A 22,920-nucleotide genomic window follows, 5' to 3' on the forward strand; every position below is an offset into this window, starting at 1 on the left:
AATGACGTATTCTGTTAGAGCAGTTTAGATACAAGTCGCTGTAATGCAAAAGTAATTTACGTGACTATAAGCTCTTAGGCAGGTTTTATTACGATGTGTCTTAGTAAGTAAAAAGCCCCCCAACGCACGTTGGGGGCTTTTTTATTCTCACTTCCTGCTCTAGACTCCGTGGTTACTTCTGCGTAGCGGCCCAGGCGTCCATCGTCTTTTCGGCAATGGCTAGGGGCATGGCGGCGTTTTCCAGCAGCTCGTCGTGGAAGGCGCGGAGGTTGAATTTGCCCCCCAGCTGCTTTTCGTACTTCTGACGCAGCTCGATGATTTTCATCTGCCCAGTTTTGTAGGCCAGCGCCTGCCCCGGCCAAGCCATGTAGCGCTCAATTTCGGCCGTGGCCGCCTGCTCGTCGATGGAGCGGTTGTCGCGCATGTACTGAATGGCCTGCTCGCGGGTCATGTTCTTGCTGTGCATACCTGCGTCGACTACTAGGCGGATGGCGCGGTGCATTTCCCCATTCAGGGCGCCCATGCGCTGGTAAGGATCAGTGTAGAGGCCCAGCTCCTTACCCAGGCTTTCGGTGTACAGGGCCCAGCCTTCGCTGAAGGCGCTGTAGAAGCCGAAGCGACGGAATTTGGGCAGGTTCTCGTTTTCCTGCTGCAAGGCAATCTGGTAGTGGTGACCCGGAATAGCCTCGTGCAAAAACAGCGACTCCATACCGCGGGTCACGTTGTACTTGGTGGCATCGATGATGGGCACGTAGAAAATGCCGGGGCGGGAGCCGTCGGGCAGGCCGCGGTTGTACTGGGCGCTGGCCGTGGCGGCGCGGAAGGCTTCGGTCTGACGCACCTCGAAGCCGGTTTTGGGCACCTTGCCAAACATCTTTTTCAGGTTGGGGTCAATCTTAGCCTGAATGCCGCGGTACACGTTGAGCACCTCTTCCGCCGTTTTGAAGGGCATAAACTTAGGGTCGGTATTCAGGTAGGTGAAGAAGGCATTCAGGTCGCCCTTGAAGCCCGCTTCCGTCTTGATCTTCTCCATCTCTGCCCGAATGCGCTTCACCTCACTCAGGCCCGTTTGGTAAATCTGGTCGGGCGTGCGGTCGGTGGTCGTCCAGAACTTTACGGCGTAGCGGTACATATCGGCCCCACCGGGCACGTCCGCAAGGCCGGTAGTCGTGCGGGCTTTGGGCAGATACTCGTTCTTCAGAAAGTCGTGCAGCTTCTGGTACGTAGGCACCACCTGCTCCTTGATGGCCTGCTGATAGGCAACCGTAAGGCGCTGCTGGTCGGCGGCGGGCACAGTGGCCGGAAACTTTGCTACGGGTCCGTAGAAGATGCTCTTACTCGGGTCCGGCGTGACCATGGCCTGGAGCTGGGGCAGCATTTTTTCTACTATCGGACGGGGCATCACTATCCCGGCGCGCATGCCGCGGCGAAAGTTGCCGATGGCCGAATCGGCCCACACGGGGTAAGCGCGCACGCGGCCCAGCCAGTTGTCGTAGTCCTGGGTGGTTTTGAAGGGCTGATTGCCCGAGCCCGCCCCCAGCTGCGCCATTGAAATCGGGAGGCCGTTAAACTGGGAGAAAGGCATCATCCAGGTTTTCTGCTTGAGGCCTTCCAAGCGCATCTGCATCTCGTAGAGGAAGATGTCGTAGCTCACCCTATCGTTGTCGGAGAGCTTGGCGCGGTCGAACTTCTTGAGCGCGTCGAGGTACTGCTGAAAGAATTGCTGCCGCTCGGTGCGGTAGGCCACGGTGTTGTCGTTGGGCAGCTGGTCGTTGTAGCGGTTGTCGCCCTGCCCGGTGGCTTCCAGCGGGAAGAGCTTGGCGCGCTCATCCCAATACTTCTCAAACATAGCGGCCAGCGCCGGCGAATCGGCAGCCACGGAGGCGGTAGTGTGGCTAGTAGCGGGCGTATGGCTGGTCAGGGTGCCCAACAAAGCCGCCGCCAGCGCCGCCGACAGGAAAAGGTGTTTCATAGGGAAAGGGTGAGGTGGTAGGTAAATATAATGGCGTTTGGGCCGGTGGGGGACAAGAGCTAGAGCTAAAAACTAGCTCCCCTCCTCAGCTGAGGAGGGGTTGGGGGTGGTTGACAATCGTTAGGGGGCTTTTTCTGGTAAAAAGGCGGCCTCGATAGCCGCTAATACCCCATCAAGCTGTTCCATCACTACTCGATTTTCAAACCGTACTACTCGAAAATCCAAACCAGCCAGATACTCAGTCCGCACTACGTCGTTAGCCTCGCCGCTCGCAGTAAAGTGACCAGCACCATCCAACTCAATGACCAGTTTTTCCGATGGGCAATAGAAGTCTACTACGTACGGTCCAACTCCGTGCTGACGACGAAACTTGCGGCCGGCTAATTGACTGCGTTGAAGGGCACGCCACAAAACAGCTTCGGCTTGGGTGAGGTTATTACGCAACGCCCGCCGGATGGACTTTTGGTAATTCAGATTGTGGACCTGTTTGGGGTTTGTCATCAATGCTAGCGTATTGTACCAACTCAGGTAAACAACGATTACCAACCACCCCTAGCCCCTCCTCAGCTGAGGAGGGGAACTAACCTTAGCTCTCTAGCTTGTTAAAAATCTAAAGCCAGCTCTTCTCACCTATTACTTTATTGGTAGCTACTGCTTCTCCGACAACGTCAGTAGCTCTTTCAGATAATGCCCCCATAAAGCAGGATGCGAATGAGTGCCGTGGCCGACGGTTAGGTCGGAGATGGGCAGGAGGATGTAGCGGCCCTTGGGTACCTTCTTTATTTCCTGCTCCAGAATAGCTAGCTCTGGTGGGTTCACTTGGTCGTCGGCGGAGTTGATGGCGAACAGGGGGGCTTTTATTTTGGTCAGGTGCGGGGCTGGGTCGTAGTCGCGGGAAGCGTCGAACTGGTAGATGAAGTCGTTCGCGTCGAGGGAGGTCAGCAGTTGGGTTCTACGTTTATCCAGCGCTGCTTCCGCTAGCTCGCGCGTGGGGGCCGCTTTCTGCATCTGGTACGGGCTGCTGGTCATAAAAATCAGGGAGGAAATAGCACCAGTCAGGCCCGTGCGGGGCTGAGTGGTGTAGGCGCCGCCCTGCCAGGCCGGGTCCATCTGAATCAGGTCGATGGCCATTTTGCGTAGCATGCGGTTGCGGCCCGCTATTTCCACGGGTAGGCTGGCCAAGGGCATTAGCGCGTCCATAAAGTCGGGGTAGCGGTAGCCCCATACCCAAGTTTCCATGCCGCCCATGGAGGTGCCCATCACCAGCCGGGCGTGGGCCACGCCTAGGTGCTCGGTGAGCAGGCGATAATTGGCCGTCACCATATCGTTGTAGGAGTACTTGGGGAAGCGCATCCGCAGGCCGTTGCTGGGCTTGCTGGACTGGCCGTGCCCGATGGCGTCGGGCAGAATAACGTAGTACTTGGCTGCGTCCAGCACCTGGCCCGGCCCAAAGAGGTTGCCAGCAAACTGCTCGCTCAGAAACTGCTTCCCGGTGCCCGTTGTGCCATGCATGATGACCACCGCATTCACAACTCGTCCCCTGGCGTCTTTGCGCGGCTGGCCGATGGTGGTGTAGTGCAGTTTTAGCTCCGGCAGCTTCTCTCCGCTCTCAAAAGCGTAGTTTTTTAGGCTAAAGTCCGCGTCAACGGGCGCCGGATACTTTATGGCCGTTTGGGCGTAGCTGAGCAGGGGCAGCCAGAGCAGCAGGAATAATAGTTTTCGCATGTTGGGTGGGCAGAAGGCGGGAATTGACGTGTGCACCGGGAAGTAAAAAAATTCCCTGCACAGTTTCGCCGCCTACCCCCACTTCTCTCCTACCGGGCCGCCCATTCGGCTTCCAGAGCCGGCAACCGATCTGAGCCATCGGTGAGCCAGTGCACGCCCGATGCGTGGTCAGAGAAGTATTGAGCGTCGAAGCGGATGCCCGGCTGCACTAAGTCGTGCAGGACGTCGATGGCCAGCTGATTATGCACCCGGCTACTATCGATTATCAGCACCAACCGCTCCAGGCTGAGCGTCACCAGCTCCGGCATCCAATGCTCGCCAAGCCAGCCCTGATCGGCAGCCGACAGGTCGGGGATGGTATTCATATCGATCAGCAGATGACGCACAAACAAGCCCCTCATTAAGGCCATCAACTCCTGGGCGCTGGCCCTCATTCCCTGCATGCCGTACCAAGTCACCCACTCGAGGCGGAGCACGCTCAAGCTTTGATCGTACTGTAAACAGAAATCAGGAATACTACGGATAATCATACAGGAAAGGGCAGCTTTTGCTAGCATCGCCACTGCCGGCGCGCCTAAACACAATTCAGGCCGAAAGCTGAAACCATGTATGAGTAGCTGAGAAATCAGGTTAAAGCAACTCTTTGCACTTCACAAAGAGCCTCCCACTATGGGCAGTGAAGCCTTACGGGCAGCATAGGTAGGGGGCTTTTTTACGCGGAAATGAGTTCGGTTCTCTCCTACTTCAGCTGCATAATCGCGGCTATCGTTTCGATGCCGTTCCAGAGATTACCTAGTCGGATGTTCTCGTTTTCAGCGTGCTGGTTGTTGTCGTAGTTGGCTACCGGTACGGTGAGGGTGGTGGCGTTTATTTTGCGAAATACGTGCAAGGGCAGGCTTCCGCCGGAGGTGGGCACCTGCACTACGGGCTGGGTGCTGGTGCGCTGCACGGCCGCCACTACTTCGCGGGCCAGGGGCAAATCCATGGGTGTGCGCTCGGCATTGTAGCCAGTGCGCGGCGTCACGCGCACCAGCTTTGGGTAGCGGGCCCGCTCAGCTTCGGTGGGCTCCTGGGTGGTTACAAAGAAGCCCTGCTGCTCGATGTGACGCTTCACTTTCGCGACTTGTCGCTCCCAATCGTTGCCCAGCACCAGGCGCAGATCCAGCGTGGCCTCGGCGGTGGTCGGAATTACGTTGGCGGCCTGAGCGCCCACATTGGCGCTGCGCATGCCGTTGATGTTTAGGGAAGGCTGATTGATCAGCTCATTCAAATTTTGTCCCCCACCATCGGGGCGCGTGAAGCCTAGCTCCTGCTTGATGGCTGCGTCGAGGTTGGGCACCCGGCTTAGCGCTTGTCGCTCAAAAGCAGTAAGCGGAGTCACATCGTCGTAAAAGCCGGCAATGGTCACGCGGCCGGTGCTATCCTTCATAGACGCCAGCAGTTGGGCCAGGGTCATAGCTGGGTTGGGCGCCCAGTTGCCGTAGTGCCCGCTGTGCAGGGGCCGCTTGGGCCCGTACACCGTCAATTCCACGTTCACGTCGCCACGGGCGCCAAATACCACCTGCTTCTGCCCCGACTGATGCACTGGCCCATCGCAGATAATCCAGAGGTCAGAAGCGAGCAAGGCGCGGTGGCCCTCCACGATTTCGCTCAAATGAGGCGAACCTTTTTCTTCTTCGCCTTCAAAGAAGAACTTGATGTTGACGTCGGGCCGCTGCTTGCTTTGCACCAACGCTTCGTAGCCCGCCAGAATGGCCATTACCCCGGCTTTATCGTCGGAGCTGCTGCGGGCGTACACGCGCCAGTCGGGCTTAACCGTTTCTCCGGCCCGGATCATCGGCAGAAATTGCCCCCCAGCAGTTAGGGCGGCACTGGCCAGCCGGGGCTCAAACGGACTCAGCCCCGTAGCCCACTGCGCGGCATTGACGGGCTGCCCATCATAGTGCGCGTAAAACACAATAGTTCGCTTGGCCCCCGGCGTGCGCACCTCCCCGTACACGGCGGGCGGCACTCCCGGCGTAGTAGCGGGCAAAAGCTGCGCTTTGATGCCCCTTTTCTGCATCATGCCCACGATAAAGCGGGCCGTTTGGCGCAGATTGGCGCTGTCGGCCGCCACGTTTGGGATGGCCAGAAACTGCATGTACTCTGTCAGCAGCGGCACTTCGTGGGTCTGGCGGTACTGCCGTACTTTTTGCAGGCCAGCATCGGGCCCAGCCCAACCTACCAGAGCCAAGAGCACTACTAAACTTACTGCGCAGCGTTTTTTCATAAATCGGGCTGGGCACCAAGAGTATGCGCCCAAGAGCAAGGTAAGCGGTGCACACTAAAAACCCACAAGTCGGCTGGGGGGCTTTTTGCGGCGGGTCAGCTGCGTGCTGGTTACATGCCAGTTAAGCTATGCCTCCGCAAGCAGGTATACTTTCTAACTAAATGGCACAAAAAAAGCCCCCCACCAACTGGTAGCTGGTGGGGGGCTTTTTCAGGTAGCCACAGCTCAGGGCTGCTTACTTAGTACTGACTGGTGGAGTACCGCGGCAGTTAGTCGTTGTTGTTGCGGGTGCTGCCTTTGTCACTGGGTGCGGTCATGCCGGTGCCACTTTCCATGCTATCGCCGGCAATGCGTTGCTCAAAGTTTTCGGAGTTGGCGGCGTGGGGTTTGCTGGCCTGTCCTGAGAGGCCGCTGCGCACCGAGCGGTCATGGTCGGTAGAGCCAGCATTCTGGGCCTCCTCCGATGATTGGTTGCTGATTTTGGGGTTGGCATTGGGCCCAGCCTTAGGGTCGTGCTGGCTGCGTTTTCCTGATTGCTTAGACATAACTGCAGGTAGTTATAGTGAGAAAGAACGGCCGTCAAGCGACCTAACGTGTGGCCGTATCGGGCACTTCTCACCGATGCGAACCACTAGTTGGTACGCCATTGTGCAGTCTCAGTTTCGCAATCCAGAGGAAAATTAGTGGGCTAGTTTCAATACTAGCCTCTGCTGTTCAGCTAGATACCTACAACAGTAGCTACTTCATCAGCAACAAAAATTCGAAACCAATAAAGGCCACTTGTGGCGACGGAAGACTAAACACGCGGAGCCTTACGCGTAGCACTACTAGCTACCGGTAGTCCGCAGGCCCAGGTCCGCGCCGCTGGCAAATCTGTAAACGTCTGTATCTCAAAGGGCATCTGACTTTCGGCCGTATCCTGCGCCTGACCAATCAGAAGCTTATTAAGCGGATCTATGGCCTCAATACGGGCAAACCGCTTTAGGCCCGCCCCAATCAGCTGAGGCAATGCATGTTGGGCAATCCACTCCAGGTCAACGGGGCGAACTGGGCCCAGAAGCCGGTCGTCGGCAATCCAGCCGGTAATGCGGTGCTGCCGGGCCAGCGCCACGGCATCCAGCGTAGCTTGGCGCAGCACGGCACTACTGACGAAGCCTTGCCACTTCGCCTCAATGGCGCGGGAAGCTCCCTCGTGCAGGTGGAGCGTTAAAAAATCAGAAGAGTAAAGAAGTTGCATGTAGGGACGGACAGAAGGGCTTGCGTAAGCAGCAACCCGTTGACTCGGACTTTGTTGGCGACCAAGTAGGGCAGCACTTTGGCTTACGTAAGCAAGTAAGCAATGATTCACCATTTTGGCTTACACTAATGTTGAGTTTCCTACAGCCCCAACAGTGCTCACAAGTTCTTCTTTTAGGTGAACGCGGTTCCTATCTCGTCAGCACCCAGTTCAGGGCAATAGGATTCGCCTCGGTGGGCCGAATAATCCTGGGCTGTCCGCCAACTGACGTTCTTACCACCTTTAGCACCCTAATATTGAGGCGGTCGCCGGGCTGAGCATGCTTGCCAAAATCGGTCAAATCAATAGCAGCACCTTGGTAGGCTCTAGCGGGCAAAACGGGGCGGCTACCGCGTATCAGAGTCATCTCCGCTTCTTTAACCTGGTAGCTAGCTGCCGTCGCACATGCTGGGTCACTGACAAGAGTTAAGGTAATATCAGGGCTAAAAGCGCTACCGGCTGTTTTTATTTGCTGCTCGTTGTGGAAGGCTTTAAGCTGGGGCGGCGGGCACGTAGTTTGGGCGCTAGCCCACCGGCCAGACAATAAGGCGAGTACCAAGAGCATCGTTTTCATTGACCGGCAGAAGTTTATGCTTAAGAGAAGAATAAGAGCAATACTACTCACATCTAACCGAAACTAGCGAAGCGGCCCAGGCAGCTGGCCTCGCTACAACGCGCCCTGCCCGGGGTTAGTATTCAAACCTCTGGTTCTCTGAAAATACGCCGCTCTTGGGTTCTTATTGTTTATTTGCTCTTTTAGATTTTGCAGGTAGTAAATGCTCCCAGATGCTGCTTAGGTCTAAATAATTATTAGCGTCTGAGCAAAAGCACCCAAGCGGCCGGCGTTGGCTTGGGCAGAACAGCGCCTTTGCGCCAGCGTTTTGGTAGCTCCGCCGCAGACGTCTGGCCGGTAGCCGGGTCAAACCACAGGCCGGTTGTGGGTGCCTTGCGCAGCTTTTGGGTTAAGGAGATGGTTGGCCCGGTTTGGGAATAGAGCATTACCACCTCGCGCGAGGGCGTGGCCAGAGCCCAGGTGCTGTCGGTGGCAAGGGTGGCGGCGGGCTGCAAAGTGGGTAGCACCGTGGCTAGGTGGGTCTGCACAAATGCGTCGAAGGCGGTCCGGTCCGTTACGCGGCCCTGACCGTGGCCGGCCGTGGGGTTTTGAGTGAGTACCTGAGCGGCCCCGGCCATAAAAGCGGGCAACTGCCCTACACCGTTGTGCCAGGCCACCACGGCTTTGTCCGGAAACCGCTCCCGGTACTCGCGCACCTGCCGATACGCTTGCTGGGGCGTGGTGGGCGGAGCCGCATCGCCGGAGAGGCGAAAGTCGCGACCCACCATCTCCCGAAAGGCCAGATTTTGCCCCCCAGCCGGCGCCCACAGCGTGCTATCGGGCCGGTATTGCCAGTAGCGCATATCGATAACGGCCACTTGCCGGGCCAGCGCCGGATCGGCCAGAATTGCATCTGTGATGTCTTTGCTGGTAGCCAGCACCAGGCGCACGGGGCGCTTATTTTGGGATTCCCACTCGGCTACGGTGCGCTGGAAAAACTGCTGAAAAACCAATGGCCCCGAGAACTGAAACCCAAGTCCGAAGACGATATTTTGGTAGCCGGCCAGCTCATTCAGCACATGAAATATGTACGCCCGATGCAAGACGCGCAGCTGGGGATTGGTGGCGTCATAAAACTGGTTCGCCACGTGCAGCCGGTCGCGAGGCTCTAGGGGTGGCGGCTCGGGCAACCCAGTTTCGTTGATGCAGTTGGCCGGACGCCACGGGTAATCAATCCAATGCGCTCCGATTTCGAGCAGATTGTGGGTGTTGTACAAGTTGTGGTAGAGCACAATGCCGTTCTCATCGCAGAGCTGGGCAAACTCCTTGGTCCGCTCGAAGTACCACGGATTGTAGCGGGTCAGATCGTAGCGGCTTAGTCCGTCCCAGGCCTGGCCCTGCCCGCTGCGGACCCAAGGCATTTCGTAAAAGGCAGCCCACACATTGCCGTCGGTGCGCCGGGTGATGGAGTGCTCGTCGCGGCGACGGTCGTACCACAGGCAAGGACCGCTTTGGTAGAAGGGAATGCCGTTTTGCACGAGGTGCTGAGCTAAAGCCGGCAAGTCCTCTGTCAATCCCGGCCCCGTTTTACCCGGTACAAAGCGGGTGATGCTACGGCCCGCATCCAGAGCGTTGGCCGGTGATGTTTGGCCCAGCCACCACGCATCATTCACCGAGCCGCCCCACACCCCGCGTCCGCCCGTCACAAAATGCCCCCCAGCGAAGGTTAAGGGCTTACTAATCACCGTCGCCGCTGGCTGAGCTGAAATAGTTTGAGCGGTAAACTCTTGCGTGCTCGTTGGCGCAGCCGGTGACTCAGGCGACTTAGCCGGACGAGAGGTGCGGCCTGCCAGTCGACGCTTGAGTTGCTCCTCAAAGAGCGAGTAGGACGCCGTCTGTACCAGGTTTTCTGCCCCTACCGGCCCCCGCGCCACGAGCTCGGTAGCCTTGCAATTCCACAGAACGGAGTTGGCCGCGGTCCAGCCGCCAGCTTGGGCGCGCCTCATATCATAGGTCAGGCGGAGTGCTGCGCCGCGGATGGTTACATCGTCGTAGAGTACACCCGAGGTCCAGCTCTCAAACGAGCCGCTGGGCCCCAGAGCATTGGTGGCAGTACAGTGCAGAAACACGTTAGGCCCGCCAGCGCAGAAGCCGGCCGCAAAGTCGTTCATGCCGCTCTCCGACTGGCAATTGCGCACCAGCACCTGCTGGCCTTCAATCCAGAACGTGTTGCGCCGATACCCACCCGGCTCCGAAATTGGCGCTTCGCTGCGGCAATCGGCCACCGTAATGCGTCGCGCCTGAGGCCCTACGTACACGGCCGAGCATACGAAGTGACGCATAGTGACGTGGCTTACCCAGCCGTCCTCCACATTGTCGAGAGCCAGGGCCATCCAAGCGTGGTCTTCATCTTTTGGGTTGTGGGGGGCAAATTCGCTGGAGAGCACTAGGTTTTCTAGGCCGACTCGCTGCAAAATGTGCTCTTCCAAAACTTTGCTTACCGTGCCTCCTCCATAGCGCGCCTCCAGGGCGGTGGTCAGAGGTGCATCAAGAGTAACTTGCTGGGTAGCAGAATTCACGGCCGACACGCGCCGCGACCACACCAAATCCCTCGACCCCACAGGCCAGCGCAACCGCAATTCAGCAAACGTCCCCCTGATCGTATCCATGCCCAGCGACTGAATCCACGGCTGCGTGGAGGATCGGCGCACCAGCACCCGGTCACCCACTTTTAAGTCCCTCACCGCAGCAAGCTGCAGTTGAGTGCTACCTACTGGTACGTGCTGGCTACTCACCGCCTGGGGCGGGCCATATTGGGTGGCGACCGTGGGCTGAATGCTAATTAGCGTGCGGCGACTGATACCGGTGGCAAGCAATACGGTAGGTGATTTTGGGTCAGTTGCGCCCCGCAGAACCAGGCCACTAGCCGTAACCCGTAGCTGACCAGCCACCCGAAATTGCCCCCCAGCCAGCTGCACGGCACCCCGAAACCCGTTGGGTTGCAGCGGTAAGGCGGCCACGTGGTCGAGGGCGGCTTGCAGCAACTGGGTGTCGTCGGCGCCCGAGGGCCGCACAAATAGCACCTGCGGCACTTGGGGCAGCTCCACTTCGCTGGCGCCATAGCCAGCATAGGAGAAGTCTAGCGCCGGTTCCTTGATGCCAGTAAAAGATTGGGCCACGCTAGCCTGGGGGGCAAATAGTAATAGTAGCATAAGCACCCAGCACCAAGACCAACTTATTTTCTCGTTTACAGAAACTATCAGCATATAACCAATAAGTAATAAGCAAGCGCCCACGATAAAAACTGTCACCCAAGGCACACAAGACCTAAATCAAGATTAGTGGGCGCGGACCTTTAAACTTCCCTGTGGTGACCTGCTTGGCAGTATGACTTCGGTACTTGCACTTAATAGACGCTTTAGCCCTACCCATAATGTCGTAATTTTGGGCTCCTTCCTCTTCGGCTGCCTCTCATGGAATTCCAACCCGCACTGCCTTTGTCCTTCCCCGCGCCCGTAGCGCCGCCACTCGTAAACTGGGCCGGTAATTATCGCTACAGCACTACCCGTTTGGCGAAGGCTGGCTCTTTACAAGAGGTTCAGGAACTGGTTCAAACCAATGAGCACATCAAGGTGCTTGGCTCCCGTCATTGCTTCAACGGCATTGCTGATAGCACCCAGCAGCTACTCGCTTTGGAGCCCTTAGAGCAAGATATTCTCTTGGATGCGGCAGCCGGCACGGTCACGGTGCCCGCCTCCATTACCTACGGACAGTTGGCGCCGTACCTGCACAAGCACGGATTTGCCCTCCACAACCTTGCCTCCCTACCCCATATCTCCGTGGTAGGGGCCTGCGCTACAGCTACGCACGGCTCGGGCATACAGCATGGCAACCTAGCCACGGCGGTTCGGGCGATGGAATTTGTGCTGGCCTCGGGGGAAGTCCGGATATTATCGCAGCAGAACGATGGCGACGAGTTCTTGGGGGCAGTAGTGCACATAGGCGCGCTAGGCGTGGTCACCAAGCTTACGCTTGCCGTGGAGCCCGCCTTCGAGCTGTGTCAAGATGTGTATGAAAACTTGCCTCTGGAGCAAGTGTACAAGCACTTTGCAGCTATTCAGGCCAGCGCTTACAGTGTGAGTCTGTTCACCGATTGGCAAGACCAGCGCATTACGCAAGTCTGGCTGAAGCGGCGCTTAGAGCCTGGCGAGCGATTTCAGCCGGCACCATCGGAGTTTTTTGGCGCGCGGCGGGCCACTCAGAACCTGCATCCACTGGCGGGACTTTCTCCCGTAAACTGCACGGAGCAGATGGGTGTACCGGGGGCTTGGCACGAGCGGCTTCCCCACTTCCGGCTGGGCTTCACCCCAAGTCAGGGTGAGGAACTACAATCGGAGTACTTTGTGCCCCTGCGCCACGCCGAGGAAGCCATACGAGCCGTCGCTCAGCTGCACAAGCACTTACACTCCTGCCTGCTGGTTTCGGAGATGCGCACTGTCGCCGCCGATGCGCTGTGGCTAAGTCCATGCTACCAGCAAGATTCGTTGGCCCTGCATTTCACTTGGAAGCCCGACGGGGCCGCAGTCAGTCAAGTGCTGCCGCTACTGGAGCGTGTGTTAGCTCCTTTCGGGGTACGGCCACACTGGGGGAAGTTGTTTACCCTTTCAGCCGCTCACCTACATGACCAGTACGAAAAGCTACCAGCCTTTCAAGCACTAATGGCCAAATTCGACCCGCAAGGCAAGTTTCGCAATGCGTTTATAGACACGTATTTCCCAAGCACTTTGTAGAAAAGGCAGCTAGGGAAGTTCCTGAAGCCGACTTCCCAGTACCATTGCCGTCGTACTATAAAGCGGCCTTCCTTAGCGAAGCTGATGCCTTATGCATGATAGTTCGATAACCAAGGGCAAAGCTTAGCCGGCTTACCGGTTTTGATTACCGATTTTTATCCAGAATTGGCTACCCCAGACCATGCGCCGCAACTGGTAACTTCAAAGCCGAGTGCATTGAATCCACACTTTGGTGTAGCACAGTTAAGTGCGGGGTTTCAGCTACGTTTTCCTTGGTGCTCAACGCCTCGATGGCCTGCTTCATGGTTTGCAGCAGAGGCTGGGCGGCAACCAGTTGCTGCTGGCTTTTCTCCAGTTCTAGTTTAGTTCGGCGCAGTTGCAAATGTGTGCTGACCAGCTTAGCTAGTGCCTTAAGCGAATTGAGCTTCGCCTCCGACAAGTCGCGAGGCCGGCTGTCGAGCACGCACAGCGCCCCCAAGGCCCGACCCTCGGCATCCTGCACTGGCACGCCGGCGTAAAACACGAGCGGCGGCTCGCTCAGCGTATTGGGGTTGTCGTGAAACCGCTCATCAAAGCGCGCGTCAGGCACCAGCAGCGCCTCATGGGGGTTCAAAATGGTGTGCGCACAAAACGAATAATCGCGCGGCATGCTTTCCCCGGCAAAGCCCACTGCCGCCTTCGACCACTGCCTCTCCTCAGCAATCAGGTTCAGAGCCGCCCGAGGCGTCCCGCATAACTCGGCGGCTAAGCGGGTGATGTCGGTGTAGACCGCCTCAGGCAGGGTGTCTACCACGTCGTGCTCGGCCAGCGAGTGCAGGCGTTCCGCTTCATTGGAGGGCAAGCCGGGGGCGACCATTATAGGCGATAAAATGTTGATTATAAAACTATTAATAGGCGTTTTCTTCGCCTTTGAAGACGTTGTAGACGGTCAGGAACATGATGCGCAGATCCAGACTCAAGTTCCAGTTTTCCAGGTACCACAAGTCGTATTCCACCCGCTTTTGAATGTGCTTGAGCTGGGATATCTCGCCCCGGTAGCCGTTTACCTGGGCCCAGCCCGTAATGCCTGGCTTCAGAAACTGCCGAATCATGTATTGGTTTTCCAAGGAGGCAAATTCGAGGGTATGCTTGAGCATATGGGGCCGCGGACCGATAATGCTCATCTGACCCAGGAGCACATTCAGAAACTGCGGAAACTCATCCAGACTGGTCTTGCGCAGAAAGCGACCAATCTTGGTGACGCGTGCATCGTTGCGGGTGGCTTGCTTGGAGTTGGCGTCTTGGTTGACGGCCATGCTGCGAAACTTCAGGCAATAGAAGGGCTGGTTGTTAAGGCCGCTGCGCAACTGCCGAAAAAAGATAGGCCCGGGGGATTCGAGCCGGATAAGCAAGCCCAGCAACGGCACCAGCCAACTCAGAATAAAGACGGCTACGCCTAGGCTCACCACCACATCAAACACCCGCTTATTGAACTGATTGATCACCTCCTGCAAGGGCTCCTTGCGCACGGAGAGTATGGGTAGCTCGTAGAGATAATCAACCTGCACAGGGCGGTTGATGAAGTAAGCAAAGTCGGGCACAAACCGGAAACGAATCAAGTCTTGGTCGGCCTGCTGCATCATCTGATACACCAGCGCATTATTCTCGGGCATAATGGTGGAATAAATCTCCGTTACGCGCAGCTCGCGGGCAATGCTCAAAGTTTCGCTCAAGCCGGGTATCACGGCATGCCGGGCGTGGGTGGCGGCCTGGCGGGCATCATCGATAAAGCACTCGATGCGAATATTCAGCTCTTCGCTCTCCAGGTAAGAGGCCAGCTTTTCGGCCACCTTATTATAGCCCAAGATTAAGACCCGCCGCTTCATGGTGCCTTTCTTGCGTACCCACACCCGCAGTAAAAAGTAAAACATGCGGGCCCCAAACAGGGCCGCTGCGAAGCTGAGAATGGTGGAGTACATAAACTCCCGCGCCAGCGGCAGCGACTCCCGCAGCAGGAAGGTAATAACCAGCACACTGAAAGCCCAGATGAAATAGAGTTGGAAGGTGTGCTGCAGAAACCGCGCAAAGACGAACAGCTTCTGATAGGCGTACAGCTGACCGATCCAGGAGGAAAGCACCCAAGTTAAGTTGAGCAGCAGCCAATACATGCTGCGATTGGACAACAGCTGGTCCTGCACCAAGTCGGGGATCTTGTGCTGGGTAACTAAGAAAAGCGCATTGAGCAGGAACAAGTCCAGCACCAGCAGAGGAATTTGCAGGGAGCGCAGTAAAGCTTTATCCATAAGTACAACAACGTTGACTCCATATCTAATGGATTGTTGTTGAGCCTAAACTAAGCAAGATTAATTTGACTTCTAAGCAATTAATTACAAATATATCTTCACAAGGTACTATTTATACCTCAATCGATTGATATATAGCAGGCAACACCTTCACTTAGAATAATATAAATATGAAAACTTAAGAATAAGCTTTTTCCTCTCGTAATACATAATTAGCGGTGGCTTGACTAGACAAATCTGTTCGAGTTCAAGTAAAGAAAACTCAATGACCAAGTGAGGCTTATTTAACCAATTGTTACTCTTAATGATAAAGTCGCGTGGGCTGAGTTAGAGTAACAAAGATGTTAGAGTAGCTAAAGAAAGCCCTCTCACGCTTGGTTAGAGTTAGCTGGACGACGCACGTTTGTGCTAATGAGGCAACTTAATCCTGTGCCTAATAAAGAAAAAAGCCCATTTCTAAAATAGAAATGGGCTTCTCTGCAGAGAGGATGGGATTCGAACCCACGATGACCTTTTGAGCCATACACACTTTCCAGGCGTGCTCCTTCGACCACTCGGACACCTCTCTGGATGGGAAAGCGGTGGCAAAGTAACGCCCCTTTTTCCGCAAACGCAAGCTACTAGGTTAAGTAAGCCCAAGCACTGACTTAAGCTTACGGCGTTATTTCGCCGCGTAGGTTGCTGGTGAGCAGATGAATGGTTTCTGGGGGGCTTTTTTTCTGGCCTAGCACAAACATGAGCTTAGTGATAGCGGCTTCGGTGGTGATGTCGTCGCCGCCAAGTACGCCGCGGGCTAGCAAGGAAGCGCTGGTTTCGTAGCGGCCCTGCTCTACGCGCCCTTCCTCGCATTGACTGACGTTGAGAACATGAATGCCGCGGTCATAGGCTGTTTCGAGGCAGCGCAGAAACCAGGGCTGCGTGGGCGCATTGCCTGAGCCATAAGTTTCGAGGATGCATCCGCGCAGACCTTTCACGCCCAATACAGCACTTACTACCTGTTCCGTGATGCCGGGGAAGAGCTTTAGAATGGCAACGCTTTCGTCCATGTGGGTGTGTACGCGCAAGGGCTCAGTGGGCAGCGGGCGGATGAGGGCGTCGTTGAAGTCGAGCTTGATACCAGCTTTAACCAGGGGGGGCAAATTTTCGCTTTTGAATGCAGCAAAGTGCTGACTCTCTACCTTTTTAGCGCGCGTACCGCGCAACAGCAGCGTGTTAAAAAACAAGCTGACTTCGGGCACGCGAGCCGACCCGTCGGGGTGGCGGGCGGCGGCTATATCAAGGGCGGTGATGAAGTTGCGGCGGGCATCGGTCCGAATGCGGCCTACGGGCACTTGAGCACCTGTGAACACTACGGGCTTGGCCAGGTTTTCGAGCAGATAGCTGAGTGCCGAGGCTGAATACGCCATGGTATCAGTCCCGTGCAGCACTACGAAGCCGTCGTACTGGTCGTAGTAATCGCGGATGATGGTGGCCATGAGCGCCCAGTCGGCCACAGTAACATTGGAAGAGTCGATAGGATGCGGCAGGCTCAGCACCGATACGCGCATGCGCAGGTGACGCAGTTCGGGCATGAGCTTGCTGACCTGACGAAAGCGCATGGGCGCCAGTTCGCCGCGCTTATTATAGGCCATGCCCACCGTACCGCCCGTGTACAGCACCAGAATAGATGCGCCAGACTGCCCATCGTGAGCGGCGGTTTGAATATCAACAATCGGAAACAAGACGGTGGGGGCTATAAGTTGAATAATGCCTGCGCATTGCGCGTGGTAGCGGCGGCCACTTCTTCCACGTCTTTTTGCAGCAACTCGGCTACGCGCCGGGCAATTAGGGGCAGATATCCGGGCTCGTTGCGCTTGCCGCGGTGCGGTACGGGCGCTAGGTAGGGGCAATCAGTTTCGAGCAACAAATGCTCTAACGCTACTGTGGGCAATACCTTGTCGGAGCCACCATTTTTAAACGTAGCTACCCCGCCAATGCCCAGCTTAAAGCCCAGCTTAATAGCACGCTCAGCCTCCTCCGGAGTGCCCGAAAAGCAGTGAAAAACGCCCCCCAGACTACCATCCTGCGCTTCTTCAATTAAATCAGCTGTTTCCTTGAACGCCTCGCGCGTGTGGAGCACCAATGGTAGCTTGTATTTTTTAGCCAGGCTAATCTGCACGCGCAGAGCTTCCTGCTGCTGGGCAAAAAACGTTTTGTCCCAATGCAGATCCAAGCCGCACTCCCCTACCGCTGCAAACGGGCGCTTGCCCAGCCAATCCTCTACCTGATATAACTCCTTCTCGAAATGCTTGCCTACCGAGCATGGGTGCAGGCCCATCATGGCGAAGCACTGCTGCGGGAATTGAGCTTCGGTTTCGAGCATTACATCGACGCTGGTGTGGTCGATGTTAGGCATCACGATGGTGGTTACGCCGGCCTCAAAGGCGCGGTGCAGAGTGGCGTCGCGGTCGGCTTTGAACTGCTCGGAATAAATATGAGCGTGCGAATCGGTAAGGTGCATGGGTGGAAAGCGGGTGGTAAGGAAAGCAAAGGTACGGGGCAGATTGCTCAACAGATGCCTGCCCGCCTACGAGTACTTACGGCCTTTCCAGTCGAAGCGAAGCCCAAGCAAGCGGAACAGAATCAAGCTAACCGTGAGCCATACGGTGTACACCTCGAATAACGGCAGTAGTTCTATGGGTGCCCGCAAGCCGACGCGTCGAAAAACGATGGTTGCCAGTATGCCTTGAGCCAACATTTTGCCCCCCAGCATAAGCAGCGCCGCGCTAGGTCCCACCACAAAGGCCAATCCCAGTAAGCCCAGGTAAAAATTGCCGTAGATGAGCAAGCCCAGCTTCAGCCCCCACGGTAACGACTCCACGCCCCGTAACCAGCGCCGGCGTTGGTGTAGCAGGCCGCCTGCGGTAGCCATGGGCAAGGAAAAAGCTAGAATTTCGGGGCGGAACACATTATAGAAGCCAAAGCCGCGCTTCATTACGGCCTTGAACAGTTCGTAGTCCTCGGTTACGGAAAAAGGCAGCGCCTCGTAGCCGCCTGTGGCCTCGTAGGCTGCGCGGGTCACGAGCATATTATTACCCATGGCCGTCACGGGCTTTCCCAAGTCTGATACAACCTGCACCAGACTCAGCGACAAAAGCCAGTCGAGGCCCTGAAGCCGGTCGAAGAGGCGGGGACCGCGCACAATGGTGAGGCCCGTGACTGTGCCGATGCAGGGACGAGCGTAAGCCAGCAAGCCCGCAATCCAAGTGCGGGGCACGGCAATGTCGGCGTCGGTGATAAAGAAGAAATCGGTGGTGGTAGCGCGGGTAAGGTGAGCCAGCACATTGGCTTTACCGCGGGCCGTGCCTAAAGTATCGGTGATGGAAATGCAGCGAAAATGCCCCCCATAGCCTTGCATAGCAGTTTCCGCTACTGCGCGGGTACGGTCGGTGGAGGCATCGTCGCCGAGCAGAACTTCAATCAGCTCAGCCGGATAGTCGAGGGCGCGGATTGCCTTCAGGCAACGCTCAAGGGCAGCTTCTTCGTTGCGGGCGGCAATCAGAATGCTTACTCGTGGCAATGGCTCCGGCAAGGCGGCGGGCTCCGCTCCGCGCCGCAGCGCAAACAGCAGCGTAGAAACCAGCATTGCCCCAAACCAAATCGCAAAATACCCCGTGAGCAGCGCCAGCATCATGTTTCGTTAAAGAGCAGCGAAGGTAAACCCCTGCTCCGCAAAGTGCGCCAGATAGCGTGGCAGCACATAGCGCAGGTTGCGACTGGCTTTTTGGCTATCATGAAACACAACAATATCACCGGGCCGAGTGGCGGCTATAGATTGGCGCAGGCAGCGCTCGGCAGATAGCGTGCGGTTGTAATCCTGGGTCAGCACCGACCACATAATCAGGCGATACTGGGGGCGCAGGCGGCGCAGCAGCGGCCAGGTCAGACGGCCGTAAGGGGGACGTAACAAGGGCACTACATCCGGATTCAACAGCTTTTGCTGAGTTAAAACCTGTTGGCAATGGGCTACATCTTGCAGATAGGTAGCGCGGGGATGCGCCCACGCACTCAAATGGTGCTGAGTATGGTTGGCGAGACGGTGGCCTTCGGCGAAGGCGCGCTGGGCAATATGTGGGTAGCGCTGAATATTGTTGCCCACGCAGAAAAACGTAGCCTGAGCCTGATAGTGAGTTAGTTGATCGAGCACCCAAGGCGTTTCTTCGGGAATTGGGCCGTCGTCGAAGGTTAGATAAAGAGTGCGCTCCGCCGTTGGGTGCTGCCATTCGCAACCAGGAAATAAAGCGTGCAAAAGCGCGGGCGGGCGGGTGAGCATGTACTTTTTTAACGGTAGTTAGTGGTGTAGCGACCGTTCATGAACTGCCTCAAGTAAGCAATCCCAGAGAAGCTCGGCGCTACGGTCCCAGGAAAAACGCTGTACATTTTCCAGGCCTCGTGCTATAAGTCGCTGCCGCAATGCGGGGTCAGTATCCAGTTGCACTAGGGCATCGGTGATGTCGGCTACGTCGAAAGGGTTGATGAGCAGGGCTCCGTTGGGGCCGGCTACTTCGGGCATGGAGCTGGCATTGGAGGTAATAACCGGACAGCCACTGGCCTGAGCTTCTACAATTGGAATACCAAAACCCTCAAAATAAGGCACATAAGCACAGGCTTGAGCGGCGGCGTATAGTTGCACTAGTTCAGCGTCGCTGACACGGCCGGTGAGTTGGACGGCTTCGCGTTGACGCATCTGCTGGTATACTTCGAAGATAGGCCCCGCTTTCCAGGCCTGACGCCCCACAATAAGCAGCCGAGTGGCAGAGCCGGTGCGCGTTTTGAATGCATCGAAGGCCCGCAGTAGGTTCACCAGATTTTTGCGCGGTTGGAGCGCTCCTACAAATAAAACGTAAGGGTGTCCATCGCTGAACCGTTCGCGGATTGCAGCCTGATCAGCGGTCGGTTGGGGAGCAAAATTGCCCCCTGGAGCATTATGCACGACCCTGATCTGGTCAGCGGCGAGGCCATAGGTCTGCATCAAATCCTGCTTGGTAGCCTCGGATACGGCCACCACGCGCGCTGAGGCCCGCACAAAGCGCGGCATAAAAAAATGGTAATACCGCCGCACCAGCCAGCTTACATCTTGCGGAAAATGCTCGAAGGCTAGGTCGTGAACTACCGTCACGCGGGGCACGCTGGTCGCGAGCGTGGTGAAGCCATCAGTGCTCAGGAACACGGCCGGCTGGTGGCGGCGCAGCCAGACGGCTACAGCTCCTTCAAACCAAGCCACAAACAGCAGCGGATGACGGGCAGGCGGCGCCAGCACATGCGGCACCACGTTAGGCGCAAACACGTAGCGCGCATCGTAGGCCCGGTCGAAGAGAAAGTGAAACGTGTGCTCCGGGTGCTGGCGCACCATCCGGCTTAGCGTTTCGTAGGTGAAGCGGCCAATTCCTTCCAGCGTATCGCCCGGCAGTAGAAAGCGAGTGTTGATGGCGATGTGCAAGGAGCTGGGGGGCATTTTGGGCGGTTACAGATCAGAAACTGGGGAGCTTACGACTTCACGAACACGAAATTATCAGAGTCAATCTGCTCGGCTTGCAAGTAAGCATCCAGGTCGGGGCAAGGAACGAGCTGCCCCTCACGGCCAATGCGGTGCGACTGATAGCCTAGCTCGCGCAGCAAGGTGGCGGCCTGCTGATGCCCTACGTTGTGGCGCTTCGGCTCCAGATATTCGAGCACAACGGCCACAGAGGCACGCGTAAGTAGCTGCGCTGCGCCGCGGATCACTTTCAGTTCGGCGCCTTCCACGTCGATTTTGAGAACCTCGGGCAAGCGGCCGGCACGGGCGAAGAAGTCGTCGAGGGTAACGGCGGGTACGCTGATTTTGGTAGGCTTGAACTCCGCAAACCATTCCTCGCCCTCAAACTGCGTTACATCTAGAGAGTTAAACTCATTGTAGAGAATCGGAAACTCGTAGAAGGAAATAGTTTCTTGCTGGTCGGATACGGCGCAGTGGTTGGCTTGCACTACGGCTGTGTTGGCTACGTTTTGGGCCAGCACGGAGTGGGTCGTGGCCGAAGCTTCAAAGGCTACTACTTGTCCGGTGGGGCCCACTAAACGAGCCGCCAGCAAAGAGAAATAGCCAAAGTGGGCGCCTACGTCGGCGAATACACTGCCGGGGCGCAGGCGCTGAATCAGGAAGCGCGCCAGCCGGATTTCGGAGTCGTGCGACTTGCCGCCGGTCAGGTAGATGTCGGTGCCAGCAGGCAGCACCACTGTCATAGGAGTTCCAAAAAAGGTGTCAGCCTGCTTAATAATGCCCTTTTTGGTGGCTTGGTACCGCAGCAGCCGAAACCCGACGGCGTAAAGGTAGCGGGCCGGTGCCCGCAGCAGACGCATCAGCTTAGGAGCTTGCGCCAGCCGCTCGACGCGCTCAAGTTGATGCAGCAAATCCGTATTCATAAGAACAAAACAAACAGAATGTAATAAATAAGTCAGCAGGTGGCTCAGGGGGCGCTGGGGGGCGTTTTGGCCTTATTTCCGGGTCTCAAAAACGATTTTAGCTCAGCCAGCGGCACCAAACCCAGCGCCACACTAAGCACGCCAAAGCCAAGCGCAGCCAACACACTCTCCACCAGCCACGACAACACTACGGCTTGTTGCAAACCGTACCAGCCGGCGCACAAAAGCAGAAAAGCCAGCAGCAGGCGTCCCAGCAACGCCCAGGGCACTGTTACCCCCGCCCGGTACTGTACCAGCCACACATACCCTCCCGACACAAGCACGGCGCAGACCAACGTATTAATAGCGGCGGCTACGGCCCCATACTGAGGCAAGAATAACAGATTCAACACCACGTTTAGCCCCAGACTAAGCGCTACCAGCCAGCTCACGGTGCGTACGTAGTGCGTACTGTTGAGCAGAGAACTGTAGATGGCAAAAAAGCCATGCACCAGCACATTCAGGAATAATATCTTGAGGCAGAGCGTCATGCGGCTCAATTCAGCCGGGGTGCTGTGGGTGAATTGCCAGAACAGTACTTCGCCCCTGAACAACACGAAGGCGCAAGCCAATAACAATGGCAACGTCACGATGCGCTGCCCAAACCACAGCAATTCGCGCTGCTCGGCGCGACTATGTAGGGCGGCAGCGAAACGAGCAAAAAACAGAGGCATAATGGTCCACACGTACATCATCACGGCATCTACCCAGCGGTAAGCGCCGGCATAGTAGCTGGCTTCGGCCGGCGAGGCCAGGCGCTCCAGCATCACCATATCTACTCGCTCATTGGCACCGTAAAGCAGAGTAATTAAGGCAAAAGGCAAGGTTTCGCGCAACACCATACGGGCGTGGCTCCAGCTCCAGCGGTAGCGGACGCGCCCGAACAAGCGCACCATCAGCCCGTAGAGCAGCACCGCCGCAAAAGCAGCCGCCCCAAACCGCATCCAGACGTAGAGCGACAATGTCAGGCCACCACCGGGCAGCAAAGCCAGCACCAGGAGCAACAGCAGCACCTTTTCTAGCACCGAGAGCACAGCATCAGCGTTGAAGCGCTGATGAGCTTGCAGCGTGCCCCGCAGAAATTGCCCGTACTGGGTGAACAGAAATGCCGAGCCAATAATAGTAAGCAAGGCAAGTTGCGGAGCTTCGTAGCCTACTACCCAGCCTGTTACCAGCAAAGCGCCCAACGCCAGAAAGTTGAGCAAAGCGCGCAGGGGCAGAATGGTCGGAAAATAGGTAGCTAAATACTCTGGCTCAGCGGCCACTCGCTTAACCGTGTAGTGCGTGAGCCCCACATCAGAGAAGGTAGCCAGGATAATGGTGAGCGAGGAAAGTGCCGTGAAGGTGCCAAAGGCCACGTGACCCAGTTGGTTCTGCACCAGGTTTTCGACAAACACCCAACCTGGCTTCACCAGGAAGTTGAGCAGCACGGCCAAGCTGATGTTTCCGAAGAACTTTTTGATAGAGGTAAAGCTGAGTGGGGGGCAAAACTACGCAAAGGTAGGCTGCTACCCCAAGGCCTGCCGCGCAAGTGGCCCCAGCCACCGGGCAATAAAGCAAGCAGCCGGACAGTTAA

At 56.8% G+C, this 22,920-nt stretch carries 19 protein-coding genes and 1 tRNA gene; 1 reads left to right on the forward strand and 19 read right to left on the reverse strand.

Annotated elements, in window-relative coordinates; translation table 11 throughout:
- Positions 1 to 172 precede the first annotated feature (172 nt).
- The 9 genes from ACW9KT_RS12165 to ACW9KT_RS12205 form a co-directional block, all read right to left on the reverse strand.
- Positions 173 to 1,972 carry a DUF885 domain-containing protein gene (locus ACW9KT_RS12165; protein WP_457080718.1) on the reverse strand — a complete coding sequence of 600 codons (1,800 nt, stop codon included), beginning with the start codon at positions 1,970 to 1,972 and terminating at the stop codon, positions 173 to 175.
- Between the two features lie 120 nt (positions 1,973 to 2,092).
- Entirely contained in the window at positions 2,093 to 2,473 is a 381-nt protein-coding gene (locus ACW9KT_RS12170; protein WP_457080720.1) for an endonuclease domain-containing protein, read from the reverse strand.
- A gap of 147 nt (positions 2,474 to 2,620) precedes the next feature.
- Positions 2,621 to 3,697 carry an alpha/beta fold hydrolase gene (locus tag ACW9KT_RS12175; protein ID WP_457080722.1) on the reverse strand — a complete coding sequence of 359 codons (1,077 nt, stop codon included), beginning with the start codon at positions 3,695 to 3,697 and terminating at the stop codon, positions 2,621 to 2,623.
- Between the two features lie 89 nt (positions 3,698 to 3,786).
- Entirely contained in the window at positions 3,787 to 4,227 is a 441-nt protein-coding gene (locus ACW9KT_RS12180) for a hypothetical protein (RefSeq protein ID WP_457080724.1), read from the reverse strand.
- A gap of 209 nt (positions 4,228 to 4,436) precedes the next feature.
- Positions 4,437 to 5,966: a M20/M25/M40 family metallo-hydrolase gene (locus ACW9KT_RS12185; protein WP_457080726.1), complete on the reverse strand. Its 1,530-nt coding sequence runs from the start codon at positions 5,964 to 5,966 to the stop codon at positions 4,437 to 4,439.
- 269 nt (positions 5,967 to 6,235) lie between these two features.
- Entirely contained in the window at positions 6,236 to 6,511 is a 276-nt protein-coding gene (locus tag ACW9KT_RS12190) for a hypothetical protein (protein ID WP_457080727.1), read from the reverse strand.
- A gap of 251 nt (positions 6,512 to 6,762) precedes the next feature.
- On the reverse strand, positions 6,763 to 7,203 hold the full coding sequence (locus ACW9KT_RS12195; RefSeq protein WP_457080729.1) for a hypothetical protein: 441 nt from the start codon (positions 7,201 to 7,203) through the stop codon (positions 6,763 to 6,765).
- Between the two features lie 190 nt (positions 7,204 to 7,393).
- A complete protein-coding gene (locus ACW9KT_RS12200) occupies positions 7,394 to 7,816 on the reverse strand; it encodes a GldM family protein (RefSeq protein WP_457080731.1) in 423 nt (140 codons plus the stop codon).
- Between the two features lie 236 nt (positions 7,817 to 8,052).
- Positions 8,053 to 11,061 (reverse strand): DUF6298 domain-containing protein, encoded by a 3,009-nt coding sequence (locus ACW9KT_RS12205; protein ID WP_457080733.1) that lies wholly within the window; start codon positions 11,059 to 11,061, stop codon positions 8,053 to 8,055.
- Positions 11,062 to 11,268: 207 nt separating this feature from the next.
- Here ACW9KT_RS12205 and ACW9KT_RS12210 point away from each other — a divergent pair, with 207 nt between their 5' ends.
- The gene (locus tag ACW9KT_RS12210) at positions 11,269 to 12,585 is read left to right on the forward strand and encodes a D-arabinono-1,4-lactone oxidase (RefSeq protein WP_457080735.1); all 1,317 of its coding nucleotides are present in this window, start codon (positions 11,269 to 11,271) and stop codon (positions 12,583 to 12,585) included.
- 169 nt (positions 12,586 to 12,754) lie between these two features.
- Here the strand turns inward: ACW9KT_RS12210 and ACW9KT_RS12215 are convergent, their stop codons facing one another.
- From ACW9KT_RS12215 to ACW9KT_RS12260, 10 genes are all read right to left on the reverse strand, one after another.
- Positions 12,755 to 13,441 carry a GAF domain-containing protein gene (locus ACW9KT_RS12215; RefSeq protein ID WP_457080737.1) on the reverse strand — a complete coding sequence of 229 codons (687 nt, stop codon included), beginning with the start codon at positions 13,439 to 13,441 and terminating at the stop codon, positions 12,755 to 12,757.
- A gap of 31 nt (positions 13,442 to 13,472) precedes the next feature.
- On the reverse strand, positions 13,473 to 14,867 hold the full coding sequence (locus ACW9KT_RS12220) for an undecaprenyl-phosphate glucose phosphotransferase (RefSeq protein ID WP_457080739.1): 1,395 nt from the start codon (positions 14,865 to 14,867) through the stop codon (positions 13,473 to 13,475).
- A gap of 480 nt (positions 14,868 to 15,347) precedes the next feature.
- Positions 15,348 to 15,435 (reverse strand) — tRNA-Ser (locus ACW9KT_RS12225).
- Positions 15,436 to 15,520: 85 nt separating this feature from the next.
- The gene (locus ACW9KT_RS12230) at positions 15,521 to 16,588 is read right to left on the reverse strand and encodes a type I asparaginase (RefSeq protein ID WP_457080741.1); all 1,068 of its coding nucleotides are present in this window, start codon (positions 16,586 to 16,588) and stop codon (positions 15,521 to 15,523) included.
- Between the two features lie 11 nt (positions 16,589 to 16,599).
- Positions 16,600 to 17,367, reverse strand: a complete 768-nt coding sequence (locus ACW9KT_RS12235; protein WP_457080743.1) for a TatD family hydrolase — start codon at positions 17,365 to 17,367, stop codon at positions 16,600 to 16,602.
- A gap of 66 nt (positions 17,368 to 17,433) precedes the next feature.
- Positions 17,434 to 18,540 carry a glycosyltransferase gene (locus tag ACW9KT_RS12240; protein WP_457080744.1) on the reverse strand — a complete coding sequence of 369 codons (1,107 nt, stop codon included), beginning with the start codon at positions 18,538 to 18,540 and terminating at the stop codon, positions 17,434 to 17,436.
- Between the two features lie 6 nt (positions 18,541 to 18,546).
- Entirely contained in the window at positions 18,547 to 19,179 is a 633-nt protein-coding gene (locus ACW9KT_RS12245) for a polysaccharide deacetylase family protein (protein ID WP_457080746.1), read from the reverse strand.
- 18 nt (positions 19,180 to 19,197) lie between these two features.
- Positions 19,198 to 20,361 (reverse strand): glycosyltransferase family 4 protein, encoded by a 1,164-nt coding sequence (locus tag ACW9KT_RS12250; RefSeq protein WP_457080748.1) that lies wholly within the window; start codon positions 20,359 to 20,361, stop codon positions 19,198 to 19,200.
- Positions 20,362 to 20,393: 32 nt separating this feature from the next.
- Positions 20,394 to 21,305: an FkbM family methyltransferase gene (locus ACW9KT_RS12255; protein WP_457080750.1), complete on the reverse strand. Its 912-nt coding sequence runs from the start codon at positions 21,303 to 21,305 to the stop codon at positions 20,394 to 20,396.
- Between the two features lie 44 nt (positions 21,306 to 21,349).
- Positions 21,350 to 22,774: an oligosaccharide flippase family protein gene (locus ACW9KT_RS12260; protein WP_457081089.1), complete on the reverse strand. Its 1,425-nt coding sequence runs from the start codon at positions 22,772 to 22,774 to the stop codon at positions 21,350 to 21,352.
- Positions 22,775 to 22,920: the final 146 nt, after the last annotated feature.

The sequence above is a fragment of the Hymenobacter sp. HD11105 genome, assembly GCF_054051685.1.